Annotated in this window: 21 protein-coding genes and 2 pseudogenes; 8 read left to right on the top strand and 15 right to left on the bottom strand. The window is 67.8% G+C overall.

Going from position 1 to position 19,774, the window contains the following annotated elements; all coding sequences use genetic code 11:
* Positions 1-225: pseudogene (locus tag KQ304_RS06110) on the bottom strand (photosystem II q(b) protein); the annotation flags it as partial.
* Between the two features lie 253 nt (positions 226-478).
* On the opposite strand from KQ304_RS06110, the gene KQ304_RS06115 reads away from it, so the two are divergent.
* Entirely contained in the window at positions 479-724 is a 246-nt protein-coding gene (locus tag KQ304_RS06115) for a hypothetical protein (RefSeq protein ID WP_259736226.1), read from the top strand.
* Here the strand turns inward: KQ304_RS06115 and KQ304_RS06120 are convergent.
* From KQ304_RS06120 to KQ304_RS06135, 4 genes are all read right to left on the bottom strand, one after another.
* A complete protein-coding gene (locus tag KQ304_RS06120; RefSeq protein WP_259736244.1) occupies positions 718-2,013 on the bottom strand; it encodes a cytochrome P450 in 1,296 nt (431 codons plus the stop codon). The genes KQ304_RS06115 and KQ304_RS06120 overlap by 7 nt on opposite strands.
* Before the next feature lie 248 nt (positions 2,014-2,261).
* Positions 2,262-3,809, bottom strand: a complete 1,548-nt coding sequence (locus KQ304_RS06125; RefSeq protein WP_259736227.1) for a deoxyribodipyrimidine photo-lyase — start codon at positions 3,807-3,809, stop codon at positions 2,262-2,264.
* 160 nt (positions 3,810-3,969) lie between these two features.
* Positions 3,970-4,485: a thermonuclease family protein gene (locus KQ304_RS06130; RefSeq protein WP_259736228.1), complete on the bottom strand. Its 516-nt coding sequence runs from the start codon at positions 4,483-4,485 to the stop codon at positions 3,970-3,972.
* A gap of 168 nt (positions 4,486-4,653) precedes the next feature.
* Positions 4,654-5,349, bottom strand: coding sequence for an HD domain-containing protein (locus tag KQ304_RS06135; protein WP_259736229.1), 696 nt, complete (start codon positions 5,347-5,349; stop codon positions 4,654-4,656).
* 97 nt (positions 5,350-5,446) lie between these two features.
* On the opposite strand from KQ304_RS06135, the gene KQ304_RS06140 reads away from it, so the two are divergent.
* A complete protein-coding gene (locus KQ304_RS06140; RefSeq protein ID WP_259736230.1) occupies positions 5,447-6,523 on the top strand; it encodes an AI-2E family transporter in 1,077 nt (358 codons plus the stop codon).
* Positions 6,524-6,588: 65 nt separating this feature from the next.
* Here the strand turns inward: KQ304_RS06140 and KQ304_RS06145 are convergent, their stop codons facing one another.
* Positions 6,589-6,978 (bottom strand): heavy metal-responsive transcriptional regulator, encoded by a 390-nt coding sequence (locus KQ304_RS06145; RefSeq protein ID WP_259736231.1) that lies wholly within the window; start codon positions 6,976-6,978, stop codon positions 6,589-6,591.
* 179 nt (positions 6,979-7,157) lie between these two features.
* On the opposite strand from KQ304_RS06145, the gene KQ304_RS06150 reads away from it, so the two are divergent.
* A complete protein-coding gene (locus tag KQ304_RS06150) occupies positions 7,158-7,379 on the top strand; it encodes a DUF3721 domain-containing protein (RefSeq protein ID WP_259736232.1) in 222 nt (73 codons plus the stop codon).
* Positions 7,376-7,645, top strand: a complete 270-nt coding sequence (locus KQ304_RS06155; RefSeq protein ID WP_259736233.1) for a hypothetical protein — start codon at positions 7,376-7,378, stop codon at positions 7,643-7,645. The genes KQ304_RS06150 and KQ304_RS06155 overlap by 4 nt, the downstream gene beginning before the upstream one ends.
* 11 nt (positions 7,646-7,656) lie before the next feature.
* Here KQ304_RS06155 and KQ304_RS06160 read toward each other — a convergent pair whose 3' ends face one another.
* Positions 7,657-8,382 (bottom strand): DUF305 domain-containing protein, encoded by a 726-nt coding sequence (locus KQ304_RS06160; protein ID WP_259736234.1) that lies wholly within the window; start codon positions 8,380-8,382, stop codon positions 7,657-7,659.
* Positions 8,383-8,548: 166 nt separating this feature from the next.
* On the opposite strand from KQ304_RS06160, the gene KQ304_RS06165 reads away from it, so the two are divergent.
* The gene (locus KQ304_RS06165) at positions 8,549-10,045 is read left to right on the top strand and encodes a multicopper oxidase family protein (protein ID WP_259736235.1); all 1,497 of its coding nucleotides are present in this window, start codon (positions 8,549-8,551) and stop codon (positions 10,043-10,045) included.
* A 49-nt stretch (positions 10,046-10,094) separates the two neighbouring features.
* On the opposite strand, the gene KQ304_RS06170 is transcribed toward KQ304_RS06165, so the two are convergent.
* Positions 10,095-11,147: a mechanosensitive ion channel family protein gene (locus KQ304_RS06170; RefSeq protein WP_259736236.1), complete on the bottom strand. Its 1,053-nt coding sequence runs from the start codon at positions 11,145-11,147 to the stop codon at positions 10,095-10,097.
* Positions 11,148-11,252: 105 nt separating this feature from the next.
* Here KQ304_RS06170 and KQ304_RS06175 point away from each other — a divergent pair, with 105 nt between their 5' ends.
* The gene (locus KQ304_RS06175) at positions 11,253-11,675 is read left to right on the top strand and encodes a hypothetical protein (RefSeq protein ID WP_259736237.1); all 423 of its coding nucleotides are present in this window, start codon (positions 11,253-11,255) and stop codon (positions 11,673-11,675) included.
* Between the two features lie 16 nt (positions 11,676-11,691).
* Here the strand turns inward: KQ304_RS06175 and KQ304_RS06180 are convergent, their stop codons facing one another.
* Genes KQ304_RS06180 through KQ304_RS06190 form a run of 3 tightly spaced genes read right to left on the bottom strand, consistent with a single transcriptional unit; the run spans position 11,692 to position 13,889 of the window.
* Complete coding sequence (locus KQ304_RS06180; protein WP_259736238.1) at positions 11,692-12,915, bottom strand: NAD(P)-binding protein; 1,224 nt, start codon at positions 12,913-12,915, stop codon at positions 11,692-11,694.
* Between the two features lie 31 nt (positions 12,916-12,946).
* Positions 12,947-13,168: a hypothetical protein gene (locus KQ304_RS06185; RefSeq protein ID WP_259736239.1), complete on the bottom strand. Its 222-nt coding sequence runs from the start codon at positions 13,166-13,168 to the stop codon at positions 12,947-12,949.
* A 25-nt stretch (positions 13,169-13,193) separates the two neighbouring features.
* On the bottom strand, positions 13,194-13,889 hold the full coding sequence (locus KQ304_RS06190; RefSeq protein ID WP_259736245.1) for a class I SAM-dependent methyltransferase: 696 nt from the start codon (positions 13,887-13,889) through the stop codon (positions 13,194-13,196).
* Positions 13,890-14,560: 671 nt separating this feature from the next.
* On the opposite strand from KQ304_RS06190, the gene KQ304_RS06195 reads away from it, so the two are divergent.
* Together KQ304_RS06195 and KQ304_RS06200 are read left to right on the top strand one after the other, a co-directional pair.
* Positions 14,561-15,049, top strand: coding sequence for a LexA family transcriptional regulator (locus tag KQ304_RS06195; protein ID WP_259736240.1), 489 nt, complete (start codon positions 14,561-14,563; stop codon positions 15,047-15,049).
* 8 nt (positions 15,050-15,057) lie between these two features.
* A complete protein-coding gene (locus KQ304_RS06200) occupies positions 15,058-16,338 on the top strand; it encodes a Y-family DNA polymerase (protein ID WP_259736241.1) in 1,281 nt (426 codons plus the stop codon).
* Positions 16,339-16,379: 41 nt separating this feature from the next.
* Here the strand turns inward: KQ304_RS06200 and KQ304_RS06205 are convergent, their stop codons facing one another.
* The 4 genes and pseudogenes from KQ304_RS06205 to KQ304_RS06220 all read right to left on the bottom strand — a co-directional run.
* On the bottom strand, positions 16,380-17,756 hold the full coding sequence (locus KQ304_RS06205; RefSeq protein ID WP_259736242.1) for a Rieske 2Fe-2S domain-containing protein: 1,377 nt from the start codon (positions 17,754-17,756) through the stop codon (positions 16,380-16,382).
* Positions 17,757-17,884: 128 nt separating this feature from the next.
* Positions 17,885-18,595 (bottom strand): 2OG-Fe(II) oxygenase family protein, encoded by a 711-nt coding sequence (locus KQ304_RS06210; RefSeq protein ID WP_259736246.1) that lies wholly within the window; start codon positions 18,593-18,595, stop codon positions 17,885-17,887.
* A gap of 56 nt (positions 18,596-18,651) precedes the next feature.
* Complete coding sequence (locus KQ304_RS06215) at positions 18,652-19,065, bottom strand: hypothetical protein (protein ID WP_259736243.1); 414 nt, start codon at positions 19,063-19,065, stop codon at positions 18,652-18,654.
* Positions 19,066-19,528: 463 nt separating this feature from the next.
* Positions 19,529-19,774 (bottom strand): annotated as a pseudogene (locus KQ304_RS06220) (phycocyanin subunit beta); the annotation flags it as partial.

Raw genomic sequence — 19,774 nt, forward strand, 5'->3', positions numbered from 1 at the left:
GTTGCCGTAAAGCAGTGAACCGGCAACCGGCTCACGGATGCCGTCGATGTCGACGGGGGGAGCAGCGATGAAGGCCACGATGAAGCAGATCGTGGCAGCCAGCAGGGTGGGGATCATCAGCACACCGAACCAACCGACGTATAGACGATTGTTGGTGGAGGTGACCCACTCGCAGAACTGGCTCCATGCAGACGCGCCTTGGCGCTGCTGAAGGGTGGTGGTCATGAGGACGGGAATGTGTGCTCCGAAAGGAGCGGTTAAGTAGGACAAGCAACGGCTGGTGAGCCGGAAACCGCGAATGCGGCTTTGCTGGTCCTTTACAGAATAGCACGAAATTGCGCTTTGTAAAGGCCTCAGCGCCCAATGGCCCGCTTCAAGAGCCCTTCTCCGGCAAGGCAGGAGCCGGCAGAGAGGTCAGCCGCAGCCCCACAGCGGCAGGGCGGAAACGGCAGAGTGTTTACGTTCCGCAACAAAAGCCATGACCGTTGGCGAGCTTTTTCTCGAGTCCATCTCGAGCGGTGTCATCACCCACACGGAACTCTCCTGGCTCACCAGCCAGCAGGCCACTTTCAGCCGCCTCGAGGAGGCCACGGCCCTGCGCCTCGGACGTCTCCTCGACCAGGGCAGCATTCAGCTGGGTTGCCGGCTGGACCCGGCGAAGCTCCGCCACGATCTGGTGCGCGAGCAATGGATTGAGCCCCTGGGCCGCCGGCGTCATCACTGAACCGCATCACTGAGGCGTGGTCTCACCAGCAGACCATCCCTGGGCGAGGGGCTGGGGATCACCCGCAGCGTCAGGTCCTGATCCGGCTCCAGGGCCAGGTAGAGTGATTTGAGCAGCCCCACCGCCAGCAGGCGGATCTCCAGTTCGGCCAGCGCCTTGCCCAGGCAGACCCGCTCCCCGCCGCCGAAGGGCAGCAGGGTGGCGGTGCTGCCGCCATCGCGATGGCGCTGGGGCCGGAACACCTCCAGATCTTCAGTGCCGCTGCCATGACGCTGACTGGCGGCGATGCTCACCTGCACCACCCGATCGGCAGGCACCCGAACGCCCGCCAGGGCGATAGGCTCCAGGGTGCGGCGGAAGAAGCCCCCCACCGGTGGCGTCAGCCGCATCACCTCCTTCACCACCGCCTCGAGGCGTGGGGCGCGGCTGGCGTCGTAGGCGCCGCTGGCCTCCCCCGGCGCAGGCGGCCAGGCCAAGGCGTTCAGCTCCTCCTGCAGCCAGGCCAGTTCGGCGGGGTGCTGCAACAGCGTCAGCAGCAGGCAGCTCAGGGAGGAGGCGGTGGTTTCGTAGCCGGCAAAGAGCAGCAGCAGCAACTGCTCGGCCACGTCGTCGTCGGCCAGGGGCAGACCGGCTTCATCAAGACCACCGGCCAGCAGATCCAGGCCACCGGCGGCGAGGGGCCGACCGGCGGCAGCGGCGGCCTGGGCCTGGCTGAGCACCGAGGCCAGGCGCCGCAACAGGCGCCCACGCGCCTGGCGGGCCCGGGCGAAGGGGCTGCCGGGCAGGGCGATCGGCAGGGAGAACAGGCCCTCGCACCAGACCTCGAAATCAACGAACAGGGCCTCGCGATCAACAGGAGCGAGCCCCAGCACGGTGCTGGCGATCACGCTGAAGGCAAAGCGCCGCAGCTGCGGCACCAGGGGGAGTGGCCCCGCAGCGGCCAGCAGCTCCGCGTTGAGCTGGTCCACGAGGGCCACGATCGCCGGCGCATAGCGCTTCAGGGCCACGCTGGTGAACAGCTGGCCCACCACCCGCCGGCGCGCCTTGTGATCGGGCCCGTTGCGGTTGGCCAGCGACAGGGGGCCCAGCAGCTCGCGCACGCTCTGGGGCCACCAGCCCTCGACCGCCTCGCCCTGGGCGAAGAGGTCAGCGACCGCCTCGCCACCGCGGATGAAGACGGTGCGCTGCCCCAGCAGGCTGGTTTCGTAGACATCGCCGTAGCGCTCGAAGCGTGAGCGGGCGAAATCAGGATCCCGAAAGAAGGCGAGGGTCTCGAGCACTCCGCTCAGGGCGGGGGTGCACGGCAGGGGGTGAAGGCTGGTGAGATCGGGGATCAGAACGGCTCAGATCAGGAAGGTGATAGAGAGGCTCACCAGGGCCAGGCCGGCCAGACCGGTGGCGGCAAGAAGGGCGACAGACTGAGCCATGGGGGCGTCCCAACCGAAGCCCAAATCTAGAGAAATCCTTAAGGCTCGTAGTCAGGCCGGGCTGGTGCCGCAGCAATCCGTCACGGCGACGGCATGGCTTGGACTAAGGATTACGGATCGGGGCTCTCCTCTAGATCCAATGGCAACAGCAGTTGCGACTGATTCGACTGATCGACTGGGGGGCGTGATCTGGGGCTGCGCCGCCGCCTGCTCCCGCTGGCCGCCAGCCCGGAGCGCCGGGATCCGTGCTTCTGCTGGATCGCATCGGCCAGCTCCGCAAAACCCAGCTCCTGACGCCGGGCCCAGAGGCGCTCACGGGCCTCCCGGGCAGCGGCGCCCGGCTCCACCAGTGGCAGCGGGTAGTGCTCACCGAGCACGCAGCCGACGCGCTGCTGGGTGGAGAGCGGCATCGTCCACGGTTCATGCAGGTGCACAGCCGGCACCACAGCCAGCTCCGGCAGCCACTGGCGGATGAACTCGCCTTTGGGATCATGATCCTGACCCTGCTTGATCGGGTTGTAGATCCGGATCGTGTTGATGCCCGTGGTGCCCGACTGCATCTGGCACTGGCTCCAGTGGATGCCGGGCTCGTAGTCGACGAACAGGCGCGCCAGGTGGAGCCCGCTCTCGCGCCAGGGCAGCCAGAGGTGATGGCTGGCCACCGAGAGCAACATCGCCCGCATGCGGAAGTTGATCCAGCCACTGGCGATCAGGGCCCGCATGCAGGCATCCACAAAGGGCAGTCCGGTGCGGCCTTCCGCCCAGGCCGCCAGCCGCACCGGATCGCTGCTGCGCAGGCCGGCGGTGAAGGGGTAGAGCTCACGGAACTCCAGATCCGGCTGGCATTCCAGCTTCTGGATGAAGTGGCAATGCCAGTGCAACCGCGCCTCGAAGCCCAGCGGAAAGCCCCCCCGCCGCCGGCTGAGCTGTACCACCTCCCGCATCGACAGGGTGCCCCAGGCCAGGTGCGGTGAGAGCCGCGAACAGCTCTCGAAGGCCGTGCGCGGGCTGGAGAGCTCGCGGTGATAGCGAACCCCCCGACCGCTCAGAAAACTCTCGAGGACAGCCAGTCCCTGCTCTCGTCCCCCCAGCTGCCGTCCGGGGCAGGGATCAGGCGCCAGAGCGAGCTCGCTGGCCGAGGGAATCGCGCCAGCCTCAAGGCCCTCCAACGGCAGCAGGGCCTGCGGCGGTGGTGCCATCGGCTCGGCCATGCGCTGCTCCCAGCGGCGCGCCCAGCCGTTGCGACTGGCCATGCGGCGAATCACGCCCGCAGACGGCTGCTCGATCCAGGGGATGCCGTGGCCCTCGGCCCAGCGGGCCACGCGCCGGTCGCGGGCATAGGTCCAGCCGTTGCCCGTTTCCTCATGGCTCCAGAGCCCTGCGATTCCAAAGCGACGACGGGCCCGCTCCAGCACCTCCTCCGCGCTGCCGATCCGCACCACCAGCGCTTGACCCAGCTCCGCCAGCTCGCGGCGCAGCTCCTCGAGGCTCTCAGCGCAGAAGGCCCATTGCCGGGCAGAGGCATCGTCCTGACGCCACAGCTCCGGCTCCACCACCACCAGCGGCAACACCGGGCCCAGGCGGCTGGCCTGCAGCAGCGGCTGGTGATCGACCACCCGCAGATCCCGCTTGAACCAGACGACCTGCACCGGCGACATGACTGATCAGAGGCGCCAGCGCCTCAGCGCCTGTAGAGGCCTGGGCCTGCCGCTCCGAAACCTGCTCCCGGCAGCACAAGGACAGGGAGGCTTGGCATTGAAAGAGAGTTCGCACCTACCAAGCAGTCTTAGCAACGGTCCACCGCTCTGAACAGCCCGATCAGCGGCGGCTTCTGCTGCGGCGAAAGTCCCATGGCCGGGTGATACCGCCGGGCACCTGCCACACACCAAAGCGGCTGCGCATCGCCCGGTCTTCGGCGGCGAGATACTCCCCGGCATCGCAGCTGACCAGGTAACGGCGAAAGGCGAAGGCTTCGCCGTCTTCCACCATCGCCAGGCCGAGGTTGATGTCGCTGATCACTTCGGCCACAGTCCGACCAAAGCGATCCACCGTCTGGGGTCTGAGGGTCACGGTGGCGCCGATCTTCAGGCGCGTCTGCAGGTAGCGGTGGGCCCTGGCCCCATCGGGAGCCTGATCCAGCTCTGGGGCATCGATGCAGGCCAACCGAATAGTGACCCGGCGGGGGCCCTGCTGCACGCGGATCGTGTCGCCATCGCCGATCGAGAGCACCGTGGCGCGGCTGTCAGGCTCAACCTGGAGCTCCTGGCCCTGGCTCAGAGCCGCAGGAACCAGGGCCAGCAGCAGCTGCAGGCCCAGAAGCAGCGGAGCGACCAAAGGCAGCGCCGAAGAATGAGCTCTAGGGAGGCCGGAGCGTTTTGTGCCGAAGGGGGTGTGGGCGGGATGCCTCAATGGCCTGGCGGTCCTGGTGACCTGCTGACTCAGCAGCTCAGATCAGAGCACGTTCAGCCTGCTTGGCGAGAGGGTCTGACAGCTTCAGCCGGTTTACTGCCGCTCCTGCTTCTGCTGCTGCTGCTGCTGCTGCTGCTGCCGTTCGCCGTAGCCCGCCGCCCAGACCGCCGGGGCGATGCCGGCGGGCACCAGGCGTGCGTAGGACCCACTGGCGAGGATTTCGCGCACGGCTTCGCCCAGCAGTTCGTTGGAGCGGCTGGCCGGCAGCCGGTGGCTCAGACCCTGGTGCATGCGCAGCAGATACCAGGCGGTGCCATCGAGTCCGGCGTTGAAGCGGTTCCACAGGGCCGGGTCGCGGCGCGCATCGAGCACCATGTCGCGGGCGTTATGGGCCTTGTCGGCGGCCGTGACCCGCAGGGCACCTTCGCTCTTGTGCTCCAGCGAGGCCAGATAGCGGGTCTTGCGCAGCAACCAGGGCTCCTTGGCGGCACCGGGCTGCTGCGGGCCGAGGGTGTCAGTGCAGGCCAGCACAAGGTCGGCCACCTCCTCGCCGAAGCGCTCGGCGATCGAGCCGTGGCTCTGGCCGGCATCTTCGATGGCGTCGTGCAGCAGGGCGGCGATCGCTTCGTTTTCGCTGCCGCCGTCTTCCCAGACCAGGGCGCTGACGCTGATCAGGTGGGAGATGTAAGGCACCGGCTTGCCCTTGCGCCCCTGGGCGATGTGCAGCTGGGCCGCCCAGCCCAGGGCCTCGGTGTAGCGCTGGCTGTGGCGCTGATCGCGTTCGCTCATGGCGGCCATTCTCCTCCGGGGGTTGAGATCACCCCTCGGACATCACCTGACTGAATGGGGCATCATGCGCCCCTGATCCCTGTTTGGAGCCTGGCCTATGCCGTTGCCCACCCGTCTGCCCCGCTCGCTGGTCCTGGGCCTGGCCTTTCCGCTGGTGGTGCTGAACCTGTGGGTGTTCGGCTCGCTCTATCGCGCCTTTGAGGGGATCGCCTCCACCTTCATCCTGTCCGGGGTGATCGCCCTGATCCTCAACCTGCCGGTGCGGCTGCTGCAGCGACGCCTCGGTATGGCCCGCAACTGGGCCATCGGATCGGTCTTCGGGCTGTTTCTCGGCCTCGCGGGCCTGCTGACCGCCACGCTGCTGCCCCTGCTGGTGGTTCGTTTCTTCACGCTCACGCAGGTGCTGCCGGTGTGGATCGCGGAGACGGCCGACAACCTCGCCTCGGTGACCGGTCAGGTCAATGCCCTCGGTGTACCCATCGACGCCAGCGAGATCATCAGGTCCATGGCGGCCAATGTCACAGCTCAGCTGGAGGCCCTGTTGCTGAACATTCCCGGCTTCATCTCAGGCTCCCTGGGCAACTTCTTCAGCCTCTTCTTTCTGCTGGTGCTCACCGTTTTCTTCCTGATCTACGGCGGTGAACTGGTGCGCAATTGCCTCGTGTCGTGGTTGCCACACGACAATGGGCTGAAGGTGCTGAGCGTGCTGCGGCGCAACTTCAACAGCTACATCTTCAACCAGCTGGTGCTCTCGGCGGTGCTGATCACTGCGCTGACCCCAACACTGATCCTGCTCGGGGCACCCTTCCCGCTGCTCTTTGGCATCACGATCGGCCTGATGGGCTTCATTCCCTTCGGCGCCATCCTCGGCATCCTGCTGGTCAGCGCCCTGTTCATGTTCAAGAGCTTCTGGCTGGGCCTGCGCATCTTTGCTGTGCTGATCGTGGTGGATCAGGTGATCGAGAACGTGCTGCCGCCACGGCTGCTGGGCAAACTCACCGGCCTCAACCCGATCGTGATTCTGTTCTCAGTGATGGTGGGCGCCCGCATGGCTGATTTCTATGGCGTGATCACCGCTGTGCCGATCGCCGCCACGATCAAGGCCCTGCTGCTGACACCGAGCCCAAAAGAGGCTCTCACCCCCCCTGAGCTAAGTTCCTCCATCACAGCCTGACGCTGGGGAGTGCTGCGCTTCATCGTGTGATTCAGCGCGTACTCCTCCTGGCGATAGAGCTTTGCTCAGACCCTCAGATTCGGGCAGATCAGGTCAGCCTCGCGCGCCGGGTCGCTGCGCCAGCCTTCCAGCAAGCCCTCCAGCTCAGTCCGGAGCTGAGCGAGGTCGCCGATCTGCCGCTCGATGCGCTCGATCTGCTGGTTGAGCATCACCTCGATGTCGTGGCAGGGCAGCTCGCCGGCGTCATGCACCGTCAGGCAGCTCTGGATCTCTTCGAGGGAAAGCCCCAGGGTCTTGAGCCGACGAATGAACTCCAGGCGGCGCAAGCTCTGATCACCAAACAGGCGATAGCCGCCCTCGGTGCGGCCGATGGCCGGCAGCAAGCCCAGATCCTCGTAGTAGCGCAGGGTTTTCACCGGCAGACCACTGAGGGAGGCCAGCGCACCGATCTTCATGGCGCGTGCCGGCGTCTGGCTCAAGCTTGCCTGCAGCACCTTGACTCTCCACTCGTATGGAGACTCTAAACTCCCTTGACCGTTCCGTGCCTGCCAATGTCTAGCGATTGGCAAACACGGGATGCCCTGGTGATCCCATGACTCAGCACCTCAGCCCAGCCAAGTCTCAGCCCAGAGCCTTGGCCGAGCTCGTTTTACTGGCCCTGATGACTGGCCTCGCTTCCGCCCCCTGGCTCGATTCAGCCCCAGCCAGCGCCCATTCAAAGGGGATGTACAAAACGCGTCAGGAGGCTGAGCGGCGTGCCGCCCAACTGAACTGCAAGGGGGTGTTCGCCATGGGCGACGCCTGGATGCCCTGCGCCAATGAGCAGGCGCTTCACAAAGCCCTGCAGAACGAATGAGAACCCACCACCAATGGCGCCGCCTGCACCGAGCGCTGGTGCCCCTGGCAGCACTGCCGATCATCCTCACCGCCCTCTCCGGCTCCTTTTACGGCCTGCTTTCGGATCAGGGGATCGAAGCCTTCTGGTTGATGAAGCTGCACACCGGCAACTTCGGGCTGCTCAACCTGCAGCCCTTCTATTCCGCCATCCTCGGCCTGCTCACCCTGGTGGTGGCCGGCTCGGGCCTGGGCCTCCTGATCGGAGCGCGCCGGATCAGGCCCTGAGCTCTCCAGTCTCAGAGCCGGAACAGGGCATCGAATTTGTGATACTCGGGCTTGCGCAGTCCTTCCACCGCCAACATGCGCCGCAGCTCGATGATCTCAGCGCGCTGGGCCACGATCACCTCCCGGGCGAAGCGGTGGATCGTGGTGTTGCTGCTCTTGGCCAGGGCGTCGTGGGCCATCATCAGCGCCCCGCCGTGGTGCTCGATCATGCCTTCGAGGAACCAGACCACGCGGTTCTCCTTCGTGGGCCCGGCACCCATCATGCGCATGCCCTCGATCTGAGCCGGGCTCATGCGGATGAGGCCCGACAGGCTGTTGGGATCACCGCCAGGGGCCAGGGCCACGGGGTACACCGGTGCCTGGGGATACCAGGCCTTGCGCCACAGCCCCATCGCCCGGATCTCCCTGGCCTGCTCCCGCCAGATCGTGTTGCCCAGGGCCCCAACCCCGGGCGAGCCGATCCCGAACACGAATTCGCTCATCCGCAGCGCGCCGGTGTGGTGCTGCACCATGCCGTCGAGGAAACGCAGGTCGTAGGTGGCGCCGGCGGGACCCACGTCATGGGCGTGGGCGCCGTGGTCCATGGGAGCCCCCAGGGGCATGGGTGCCGCCAGGGGCATGGAGTGGTTGTGGTGCTGGTGATCCATGGCGGGATCCATCTGCGCCCGCACACCGGGGGCCAGCAGGGCAAGGCTGCCGAGGCTGATCAGCAGGGCGGGGATCGAGGCGTGGCGCATCGCTGGAGGGCGGGATAGCCCAACCGTATGGTCTCCACTCCACTGGAGAGTCAAGCCCCTTGGCCGCCTCGCCCGCGAACTCTGCTCAGCCGGAGATCCGGGGCTTGACTCTCCCCTCGAGGGGAGGCTTTACGGTCAAGGGATGGCCTGAGCGGCGAGGTAGCCGATGAACTCCACTCCCCTCAGGCGCCGTCAGGTGCTCGCCCTCGGCCTGGCCGGCCTCGGCTCCGCCCTGGTGGCCCGCCGCCTCTGCGCCCAACAAACCAGCACAAGCGTCGGCTCCGTCTCCAGCTTGAGCTCCAGCCCAGGCGCGCGACTGAGCTCCAGCGCTGGTCTGGCGGATCTGGAGCTGGTGGCCAAGCCCGCTGCCGGCACGATTCCCGGCGGACCCAGCGCACCGCTCACCTACAACGGCCTCAGCCCCGGGCCACTGCTGGAGCTGCAACCCGGCGACCGGGTGCGTCTGCGCCTGCGCAACCAGCTGGATCAACCCACCAACCTGCACTTCCACGGCCTGCACATCCCGCCCAGCGGCAGCGCCGACAATGTCTTCCTCTCGGTGTCACCGGGCGAGAGCTTCACGTACGACTTCAACCTGCCGGCCGATCACCCCGCCGGGCTTTTCTATTACCACCCCCATCACCACGGCACCACGGCCGATCAGGTGTTCGCCGGCCTGGGCGGCGCCATTGTGGTGCGTGGCGCCCTCGATCGGATCCCGGAGGTGGCGGCCGCCAGCGAGGCCATCCTGGTGCTCAAGGATTACGCCAGCGGCTCCGCACCCGAAGCCAGGGGCATGGGCCGAGCCATGGGGATGGGCATGGGTCGAGGCATGGGCATGGAGCGGGCGATGGGCCGCCAGGGGCCGCTGCTCACGGTCAACGGGATGCTTCAGCCCTCCTTCTCCCTCCCCAGTGGCGGCCTGATCCGCCTGCGCCTGCTCAACGCCTCCAACGCCCGCCTCTACCGCCTCGCCCTGGAGAATCACCCCCTGGTGCTGATCGCCACCGACGGTGGGGCCATCGGCAGGCCGCAAATCCTGCAGGAGCTGGTGCTGGCCCCCGGCGAGCGGGCCGATCTGCTGGTGCAGGGCAACCAGGCCCCCGGCACCTACCGCCTGCTCGACCGGCGCGAACGAGACCGGCCCCAGACCCTGGCAACGCTCACCTACGAGGGAGCGGTGACACCGCTGCCACTGCCCACAGCCCTGATTCCGGTGCCGGCCCTGCCGGAACCCCAGCGCACCCGCCGCTTTCTGCTCTCCCATGGCATGGGCGGTGGCGGTACGGGGATGGGCGGCCGCATGGGTGGAGCCGGCATGGGCATGGTTTTTCTGATCAATGGCCAGGCCTTTGCCATGGACCGCGTCGACACCCGCGTCAGCCTCGGTGAGAGCGAAGACTGGTTGATTGTCAACGGCGATCCCCACCTCGAGCATCCCTTCCACCTGCACATCAATCCCTTTCAGGTGATCAGCCGCAACGGCCGCCCTGAGCCCGAGCGCCAATGGAAGGACACGGTGCTGCTGCGGCCGGGGGAGGAGCTGCGCCTGCGCGTGGCCTTCCGTGATTTCCCGGGCCGCACCCTGTACCACTGCCACAACCTCGACCACGAAGAGCTGGGGATGATGGGCGTGCTGCAGATCGAAGAGCGCGCCAGCTGAGGCCAGCCGCCAGCACTCAGGTGTCAGTGTTCAGTCCTGGGCCTCAGCCTCAACCCACCGCCAGGGCCACCTCCCTGGTCTTCAGCTGGGCCGAGTCCAGATAGAGCGTCTGGCTGGGGTAGGCGAACTCGATGCCATGCTGCTGGAAGGATTCCATGATGGCGTGATTGATCTGCTGCTGCACATCGAGGAACAGAACCATATCGGCATCGGGAATGAAGTAGACGAACTCAAACTCCAGGGCGCTGTCGGCAAAGCGGGTGAAGTGACAGCGATCGAATTCCCCCGGGGGGTTGGAGCGAATCGCCGCCTCCACCAGACCCGGGATCGCCTTGACCGTGTCCACAGACGTTTGATACACCACACCGATCGTTGTGGCCACCCGCCGCTTGGGCAGATCCCCGTAGTTCTGGATCACCTTACTGAGCAGGTCTTCGTTGCTGATCACGATGCGCTCACCGCTTAAGCTGCGGATGGCAGTGGAGCGAATTCCCACCCGCTCCACATTGCCCAGCACATCATCAAAGCAGATGAACTGGCCGATCCGGAACGGTTCATCGAAGAGGATGGTGAGATAGTTCAGGAAGTTGGAGATCGGCCCCTTCAAGGCCAGGCCCACACCGATGCCGGCCCCTGCCAGGGAGGCATAGATGGCGCCCATCTGCACGCCCTGATTCTGCAGAAACATCAGCAGGCCCAGGACCCACACCGTTGAGCGAATCATGGGCTCAAGGCCCCGCAGCACCGTCAGCTGGTTGTCGCGGCCGAGGCGGCGCAGGGAGCGATCCAGCAGTAACAGCAGCACCCGATTGATCAGGCGCACGATCAGCACGATGGCCAGCAGGAGCATGGCCGCTTCGATAAGGCGATCCACTCCCTGGCCGAAGTTGAGCACCTCCACATCGCTCACCAAGGAATGCCAACCCCACCAGAAGGCGCAGAGATAACCGATGGGTGCGGCTGTGGCCAGTACCGAGCGCAACAGCTGATCGTCGGTGCCACTGGGCGTTCTGCTCACCAACCGCATCAACCAACGGCCCAGCAGACGCAGCGTCACCAGCACCAGAGCGCTGCCCAGCAGCGCTTTCGCTGTGGCAATCAACAACGAGATACCAAATTCCGCCATAAGCAAATCGTGATAAATCGGCAGGGTAACAAACTTTTTCCGTCACTGCCCCCGCGCCATCCCAGGCCTGAGAGTGAGGCGGTGCCCAGCAGACTCCTCGCCCTGATCGCCGCCGGCTGGCTGCTGAGTCCTGCGGCCCTGGCCCAGGAGACCCTCAGCTGCGCGGCTCTGCAGGAGCGGTACCAGGCCCTGGCTGAGCAGGCGTTGCAGCAGGAAATTCTGCTGCTCAAGGCCGTGCGTCAGCAGCTCTGCCCCGCCATCAGCCAGCAGGCCGAATCGGGCCAGTCGGCGCTGAGCGAAGCGGAGCCGATCGATTTCGATGCCCTGCTCAGCTGCCGTCACCGCGCCGAAGCCCAGCTGCAGGCCACACGACAACCCCTCTACCGCAACCGGCAGCGCCTGGCCTTCTACACCGCCCGAGGTGCAGCCCTCGCCCGGGAGGCCGACGACGTTCTGCTGCGCAAGGATCAGGCCGGCACGTCTGCTCAGGCCGGTTGTTCCTGAGATGGCAGCCAGCCAGCTAGCCAGCGCTGATGGCCGCCAGGGTCCGCTCCGCCAGCTCCTCGCCACTGCGCAAGGCCGCCTCGATCCGGCCGAAACCAGGACCGCTGCAGAAGTCGCCACAGAAACCGATCCGGCTCTGCGGGCAGAGCATCAGCTCACGGGCCAGGCCGGCCCCCTCTGGAAACGCTGCTCCCCAACGCATCAGCTGCGGATCGCTGCCCTCCAGCTCCAGCGGGGTGATCCAGGGCTCCACCACCGCCGAGAGCGCTGAGGTCAGGCTGGCGATCAGCGCCTGCTCCCGCTGGGGCGAAGGCCTGACCCCTGACAGCTGGGCCACCGAGGAGCGCGATCCGATCACATCGCTATGGAGCCTGGCCACAGCTGCGCTGGAATGGGCCACCACGGCGCAGCGGCCATCCTCCAGCGGCTGGATCGAGAGGCGCGAAAGCCCCCAGCGCCTCTCGGCCGCCGCCTCGAAGCTGAGCAGACGAAAGGGAAGCCGCCGCCAGGCCTCAGCCGCTGCAGGCGGAATCAACAGCAACAGGGCGCAACGCGGGCTGCTGTCGATCGCGGCGATGGCAGCAGCGGCCCGCTGCAGCTGTGGATCCCCCAGGGTGCGGGCCAGTGGCTGCAGCGGCGGCTCCGGCCAGCCCAGCAATGTCTGGCAGCGGGGATGCACCAGCAGGGTGCCGCTGAGCACCAGCCAGTCGGCGGCCCCCAGCCATTGCTGCTGCTGATCGAGCAACTCCCAGCCGCCAGCGGCGGTGGTGGCCAGATCGCGCACCAGACATTGACTGTGCAGCTCCACATCGCTGCCAGCCAGCTCCAGCAGCCCGCGGCAGAGCTGATCCATGCTGCCCCTGCCCCGGTAGAGATCGCCCTGCGTGAGCGGATCGGTGGCGCCAATGATCAGCTGGCCCTCAGCACCTAGCTGGGCCAGGCCACCACCCCAAGGCTCGATCCAGCCTCCATCCAGCAACGGTGCCAGCAGCGCTGGCGCCTCAGTGGAACTGATCGAGAGCAGGGGCGCTCCATGGTCGAGCCGCACACGGGCGTCGTGACGGGATCGGCGGGTGCTGGCACGTCCCCCCGGCCCCCGACCGGACTCCCAGAGGCTGATCGGCCCCCGCCAGCCCAGACGTCGCATCTGGGCCACCAGAGCGCAACCGGCCACTCCGGCACCGATCACGGCCAGGGAGGGGGCTGCCTTTGCCAGGCCTTGCCCCGGAATCAACGCCAACAGCCTCTGATCAGTGGATCAAGGCTCGAATTCAGGAGGCCTGCTGATAGAGCTGCTCGAGCCGCTCGCGGCTGAGGTCGACCACCATCACTTCCTCACCGGGATTGGGGGCTTCAGGGTGACGGCGACGGGGGGCCGAGACCTGCTGGCCACTGCGCAGGGTCTGGGTCATCAGGGCGAAAGCGCCGCCGAGGATCACTGCGAAGCAGACCATGTACAGCAGTGGGGCTATCACGTTGATGAGGGTGCTCATAGGGATCTCCGGCGTTCCCATCAGCCTAGTGTAAAGAACTGTTAACCGTGGCTGGCTCCCGGCGCTCGCCCGGTCCCGGCTTCTGGGCGATCACCGCAAAGAAGGGGTCTCCGTGGCCCCCCAACCAGCCCATCGGCCCTTCGGCCCGGGTCGACTCGGCCAGCAGCTGCGGCAGCGGCCAGCCCTGGGCCACCAGCACCCGCGCCACGTACTCCAGGTGGTCCCGGTCGCTGCCGTCGGTCCAGATCTGGGGGGCCTTCTGCATGAACATCCGGTTGGAGAAGGCCACGATCAGCTGCCCCTGGGGCCGCAGGATCCGCAGCAGCTCCGCCGCGATCGCCTCCGGTTGCTGCAGGTATTGCCATCCCGCCACGATCAGCACCGCATCGACGCTGGCCTCCTCCAGGGGCAGGCGCTGGTCGCGGTTGAGGTTCTGCACCCAGCGCTGATCCAGGCGCGGATTGGCCTCCAGCTCCCGGGCATTGAGGCCGTGGCCGATCACCCGCTCGTAGCGCAGCTCCTCGGGCAGATGGCTGACCCAGCTGCTCATCAGATCCAGCACCACCGCACAGGGCGGGATCCGCTCGCGATAGAGCGCCGTCAGACGGTCGCGGAAGGCGCCATCGAGGTGGTGCACGAAGCGGGGCTCGGCGTAGAAGGCCGCGTCATCGGAGCGATCGAGCTTGAAGCGCTCCGCCTCACTCAGCACCTGCACCACCATGGCCCGCTCCCCAACGTCATCGACGCGCCCCATGCTGGCCACAACAAAGCCCGGCGGCGAGGCCACCGGGCGCTTGTCTGCGGAGCGGAAACCGCCCCACGATCGATCAGATCGTCGGATCGGCATGGAGATCATGCCGTTGCGCGTCTTCAGTTGTGTGTCCGGCGGCAGTGAAGCCGTCGGGGATGAAAGCGTCGGCAGTGAATCTGCCGGTGATTCGGTTGTTCAGGACCGGATTCGCTCGGGTGGATTGATCAAGGGCGGAGCCGCTGACGCTGGCACCTGGGGCCAGGGTTCCAGTGGGGCTTCCCAGGACGTCCGGGGCACCTGGAGCGGAGGCTCGTGAACGGTGCAGGGACAAGGCGGCTGAAACCGCCGGGGAAACCAGTGATCCGATGAGAGTGTTGGAGCAGGGGCCGGATCGTCAGCGCACTCCTGGGTGCTGCTCAGGGGGGGTGTCGTCCATCGCTTGGAGCCTCCGAATCCCGTTGCGTTCACTCTCCCCCCGGCGAGCTGGGGGCACAAGGGACCGGCCCCCAGGCGACACCGCTCGTCACGTCGGGACACCTGCCGTCATGAAGGGAGCGTCATGAAGGGGTCGCCACGGCGGGACCATCAGGAAGCAAAACCAGTACATCTGCACTACTCTGGCGATCCCTGAGCGGTTGCCCATGACCACCGATCCAGTCGTCGGCGCAGCCACCGACCCAGCCGTCCTCAGGGGCGGATTCAGCGAGCCACTCACACCCCTGCCCCTGCGCGAGCGGCGCCGGGCTCTGCTGCTGCCCCTGGCCGGCGACAGCGTGGCGGCCGGCTTTCCCAGCCCCGCCGACGACTACGTCGAAACCGGCATCGACCTCAACGAGCAGCTGATCCGCCACCCCAGCAGCACCTTCTTCCTGCGCGTCAGCGGCGATTCGATGATCGGCGCCGGCATCCACCACGGCGACCTGCTGATCGTCGACCGCAGCGTCGAGCCCCGCCACGGCCGCGTGGTGGTGGCGGCGGTGGAGGGGGCCTTCACGCTCAAGCGTCTGGTGCGGCACCAGGGCCGGCTGCGGCTGGAGGCCGCCCATCCCGCCTATCCGCCCCTGGAGCTGAGTGATGCCGACGACACCCGCCTCTGGGGAGTCGCCATCCACGTGATCCACCCGCTCTGAGGGCGCCGATGGCCTGGGCCACCGTGCTGATCGACGGCAACAACTTCTACGCCTCCTGCGAGGCGGCACTCGATCCCGCGCTGATCGGTCGGCCGCTGGTGGTGCTCTCCAACAACGACGGCTGCATCGTGGCCCGCAGCGCCGAGGCCCGCGCCCTGGGCATCGCCATGGGCACGCCCTACTTCCAGGTGAAGCGCGAGCTGGAGCGCCTCGGTGTGGTGGTGCGCAGCTCCAATTACGCCCTCTATGCCGACATGAGCCAGCGGCTGATGCTCACCCTCGAGCCCTGGGTGGAGGAGCTGGAGATCTATTCGATCGATGAGGCCTTCGGCCGGCTGCAGCGCCCGAGCGGCGGCGATCTCAACGCCTGGGGGCAGGCCCTGCGCCGGCAGGTGCGGCGCCACCTGGGGCTGCCGGTGGCGGTGGGGATCGCCCCCTCCAAGGTGCTTGCCAAGCTGGCCAACAAGCTGGCCAAGGGCGATCCGGCCCACGGCGGGGTGTTCGATCTGGGGGCCCTGGCCGATCCCGACCCCTGGCTTGCGGCCGTGGCGATCGAAGACATCTGGGGCATCGGCCGCAAGCTCTCGCGCTGGTGCCGCCTGCGCGGTGTGGCCAATGCGCTGCAGCTGCGCGAGCTGGCCAGCGGAGAGCTGCGCAGCAAAGCCGGCGTGGTGGGGCTGCGCCTGCAGCAGGAGTTGCGGGGCCACAGCTGCCTGCCCCTGGTGGCGGCCCCGCCCGCCAGGCAGGAAACCTGCGTGAGCCGCAGCTTCAGCGAACCGATCCGCGAGCTCGGCCCGCTGCGCGAGGCGATCGCCACCTACCTCAGCCGCGCCGCCGAAAAGCTGCGCCGCCAGCGCCAGCGTGCCGGCGCCATCACCGTGTTCGTGCGCAGCAGCCCCTTCAACGGCACCCGCCTCTACGCCAACGCCGCCACCGCGACCCTGCCGCTGGCCAGCAACGACACCGCCGTGCTGCTGGCCGCCGCCCTGCCCCTGGCCGAGCGCCTGTTCCGTCCCCACAAGCCCCTGCAGAAAGCCGGCGTACTGCTGCAGAACCTGCAACCGCTGGAGCAGCTGCAGCACCATCTGCTCACGCCGCTGCCACCGGAGCAGCAGCGGCGCCGCGAGGTGCTGATGGCCACCATCGACGGCCTCAACCGCCGCTACGGCCGCGGCACGGTGCAGTGGGCCGCCTGCGGCCTGCAGCCCACCTGGACGATGAAGCGCCAGCGCCTGTCGCGGGCCGCCACCACCCGCCTGAGCGACATTCCCGTGGTGTCCAGCGGTTGAGGGACACCTCCAGCTGCCGCTGGCGAGGGCCCGGCAACCCTTCAGCGGCGGTTGCGGGGCGGCTGGTCGCTGCCGGCCAGCAGCAGGCGCTCCCACTGGCCCAGCTTCCAGTAGCCGGCTCCCGCCGCCGCCGCCACCAGAGCCGCGGGAATCAGCACCGGCAGGGTCTGGAACCAGGCGATCGCCAGCAGGGCCAGCCAGGCCAGAGGCGCCAGCAGCGGTCGCCAGCGCCGGATCTGAGCCAGGGCGCCGGAGCAGCTGCGGCAGTGGCGGGTGTGGCTCTCATAGCGCTCCACCAGGGCGCTGCGCCCCAGACGCGGCGGCAGCGGCTGATCCGGGAACGGCTCGCCCGCCCCACTCACCACCCAGTCGCGCAGGGCCTTGACATAGGTGTCGGCGCCGGTGGCCAGGTGGCAGGCGCGGCTGAGGCCTGCGCTGCCACCGCGGGCCTCCAGCACCCGCTCCTGCCCGTGCAGGAAGATCTGGTCGTCTTCGAGCACGGTGTGGTTGCCGATGTGCTGCAGCCACTGGGGACGCAGGCGCAGCAGCCGGCCCGGCCAGGGGGATTCGAACTGGAACGGGAAGCGGGCGAACAGCCGGCACTCCCCGGGCCGGGTGGGGGTGGCATAGACCACGGTGAGGATGCGGGCGAAGCCTCGGGCCGTGAGGTCGTGCCACATCAGGCCCGGAGCCAGGAAGGTGGTGAACTGGCTGCCGAGCTTGCCCCGGCGCGGGCCCTCCTCCCAGACGCCGCTGAAGCCCCCGGGGCCGGCCTGCTCCAGCTGCAGATCCACCGGACCGGCCGTTTCGCGCCGGCCCACCGTGGCGTGGTGGGTGAAGGGAACGTGGCTCACATCGAGCACGTTCTCCAGCAGGGTGAGGGCGTCGTAGGGAAGGTCGCGGAAGGTGTCCTGCACCAGCCAGCCGGCCTCCGTTTCATTCAGCACCGGCACCAGCGGCAGGGGCCGTGCGGCGGCCGCCTCGGGCGCACCGGCGAACACGAACAGCATCCCCTGGCCGCTGGCGGTGGCATAGGCGTGGCAGGAGCTGCGCCGGTCACTGGGCTGGCTGCCGGCGCTGGCCTGGGGAATGGCGGTGCAGCGGCCCTGGCCATCGAAGCTCCAGCCGTGGTACGGGCACTCCAGCTCACCGGCGCCATTGAGCCGACCCTCCGAGAGCGGCGCCAGCCGGTGGGGGCAGACATCGGCAAAGGCCCGCCACTGGCCCGCTTCGGTGCCGGCGCCGGCCGCCGCGCTCCGATCGAACCAGAGCACCAGGTCGTCGCCCAGGAGCGTGAAGCCGGTGGGCCGAGACGGATCCAGATCCTGCAGATAGGCCACCGGATACCAGGCGTTGCGCCAGGCCGGGCTCTGCTGGGCGGGAGCCGCGGGGAGGGTGTCGGCGCTGGCGCTGCTCACGGCAGGAGGTGCATGCAGAAGCGATGGTGGCAGGCCCGGGCCGGCGACCGTGGGGAGCAGCGAGGAGTTCCCAACCCCCTGGACCTCGTTGGGGCCGCAGCAGGATCCAGCCAGCCTGCCAGTCGCACTCAGGAAAAGCCGCCGGGCTTGGGACGACGACTGGAAAGGGAGACGTTGGTAGTCCCGCTGGGAGGGCTGGTGGGAGGGCGCTGGCCGGCGGGCTGCGGTACGGCGATGACGTTGAAGGCCAGGGACCAGCGCTCGCCGTCGCCCCGGAACGGCGGCACCGAATGGGGCTGCCAGGCCGGGAACACGTAGAAGTCGCCCGGCACCGGGTGGGCGTAGTGGACCATGCCGGTGTGGAAGCTCTGGATGTGCCACTCCTCCGGTCCGTGGAAGCAGAGCTGACCGTCGAAGCTGTCGGGGCGGATCTGGGGCGGCACCTGCAGGAACACCACCCCGGAGAAGCTGCCGCCGTGGGTGTGGACCGGGTTGTAATCGCCGCAGCGCTGGGCATTGAGCCAGACATCCACCAGCTGCAGGCCGTAGCGCCCGGGAATCCAGGGGCCACGGCCCTGGGGGGGCTGCCGCTCGATCACATGGCGGATCCAGTGGTCGCAGCCCGGCAGGATCACGCGGCTGGCCAGGCTGGTCACGGCCGGGTGCTGGGGCGCCAGCTGCCGCTGCTGATCGAGCTGACCGGCCAGCTTCACCGATGCATCCGGTGAGCTGGCGGGATCGGCCAGCACCTGGCCCGCCAGGGTGAGCAGTTCACTGAGCAGGGCCTCCGGCAGATGCCCCTTGAGCACGTAGCGGGGGAACAGGCTCAGCATCTCCATCGAGGGGGCGTCCTGCAAACCCGTTCCAGCAGCGGGCTTTGAGCCTAAAGGACCCCTCAGAGCGCTTCGTAGCGCACATTGAGATTGAGCTTGCCCGGTCCCAGCGCCGTGGCCTGCAGCACCAGCACGGCGGTCTTGCCGGCGGGGGTGCCGTCGACGCTGGTCCCTGCCGGGGGATCAAAGACCACATTCAGGCCCCACGGACCCGAAACCGTGTTGACCGTGCGCTCGCTGTAGCCCTGGCTGCTGAGCGAGGCGCGCAGCTTGGTCAGCAGCCCCTCAGGAGTGCCGCCCAGCTGGCCGTTGAGGCTGATCTGACCCACGGCATTGGCGGCGAACAAGCTGGGCAGGCCGCTGGGGACGGGCAGCTTCAGTCCCTTGAGCAGGGAAGCGGCCGGGGCGGCGAAGGCCGCGGTGGCGGCCAGCACCAAAGCCGCGCTGGCCGTGAGCAGGGTGCGCAGAACGGTCAAGCAGGAAGGTGCGACAGGCGATCAACCTAAGGCGGTTGAATGGAAACCACCTGCCTCAGTGGTGTGGGAGGCCTGGCGCGACGGGCGCTGGGGATGCTGCCAGCTGAGCCAGCCTGACCCGCTCAGGCAGAGGGTCATCAGCACCCCGGCGATCAGCCACCAGGGCGGACGGGGGGATCGGTGGCGGCGATGAAGATCAAGCACGGGCCAACGATGCCGCCCACCTGTGGCTGTGGTGTGTTCCCGGTGGCCACAGCTGTGGCCGGATGTGACCGAGCTCAGCCCACTGAGCAGGGACCCTCGTGATCAGGGACCCCCGTGATCAGCCAGGCCATAGAAAGGCCCCGGTTGTCCGGGGCTTTTTGCTGCACCGTTCCCGTGCTGCTGGGGCTGATGGGACAACCCTTCGCTCGCCGGTGCCGTTTGAGTCTCGCGCTTCTCGCCCGCGAATGGGGAGCTCGGCTCAGCCGACAGCGGCGGCGGCGCGATCGAAGTAGGTGCCGATCTCGGAGGAGAGGGCGGAGCAGTCACCGGGGGTGATGCCGTTGCGATCGTTGACGAGGGCCAGGGCGGCTTCCTTCATCTTGCGGACGCCTTCAGCCACCGAAGCGCCGGGGACGCCGAGGGCGAGGTAGGTCTCACGCAGGCCGTTGAGGCAGCGATCTTCCAGGACGGAAGCATCGCCGGTGAAGACGGCGTAGGTGACGTA

The organism is Synechococcus sp. CS-1329, assembly GCF_025128055.1.
GTDB lineage: Bacteria > Cyanobacteriota > Cyanobacteriia > PCC-6307 > Cyanobiaceae > Regnicoccus_A.